Raw genomic sequence first — 712 nt, forward strand, 5'->3', positions numbered from 1 at the left:
TAGGCTCAGGACTCATTCTTTAAGATAGAAGATGAAGCTTGCTGCGATGTAGATTGCGGACATGAATGTATGAGCACAGCGGTCGTATCGTGTTGCCACCCGTCGCCAGTCTTTCAGCTTTGCGAACATGTTTTCGATCAGATGGCGCTTTTTATACAGATGCCAATTGTAAGGTGGCTTTGATTTCCTGTTTTTCTTTGGTGGAATACAGGCGGTGATGTTTTGGTCTGCGAGAGACTGTCTGATCTTATTGCTGTCGTATCCCCGATCACCGATGACGTCCTCTGTCTCATCCGGCAGGTTCGCCAGCAAAACATCTGCACCTTTGAAATCACTGACCTGTCCAGCAGTCAGATGAAGGCGGACAGGTCGGCCCTGATCATCGCACACGGCATGAAGTTTTGAGTTCAGGCCGCCTTTTGTCCGTCCGATATGCCGGGGAAAAGCCCTTTTTTGAGCAGGGACGCCGCTGTCCGGTGTGCCTTGAGGTGTGTTGCATCGATCATCAGACGCTTCGAACGGCCAGCCTGTTCTGTCAGGGCAACAAATATCCGGTCAAAGACACCCAGACGGCTCCACCGGATAAAGCGGTTGTATAAAGTCTTGTGCGGACCATACGCTTTCGGAGCGTCTTTCCACTGAAGACCGTTACGGATGACATAAACGATCCCGCTCAGAACACGCCGGTCATCCACGCGTGGCACGCCGTGCG

Annotated in this window: 1 protein-coding gene; it reads right to left on the bottom strand. The window is 52.1% G+C overall.

Translation table 11 applies throughout. The annotated features are described in order from the left end of the window. Nucleotides 1-12: 12 nt before the first annotated feature. Nucleotides 13-712, bottom strand: a protein-coding gene (locus KP699_RS16585; RefSeq protein WP_252347156.1) for an IS5 family transposase whose coding sequence is annotated in 2 segments (ribosomal slippage) — nucleotides 13-443 and nucleotides 443-712 — 701 coding nt annotated over the 2 segments. Because the reading frame shifts where the segments join, the coding sequence is not laid out codon by codon here. This gene is flagged as partial in the annotation.

The organism is Acetobacter sp. P1H12_c (assembly GCF_018811975.1).
Classification (GTDB): domain Bacteria; phylum Pseudomonadota; class Alphaproteobacteria; order Acetobacterales; family Acetobacteraceae; genus Acetobacter; species Acetobacter persici.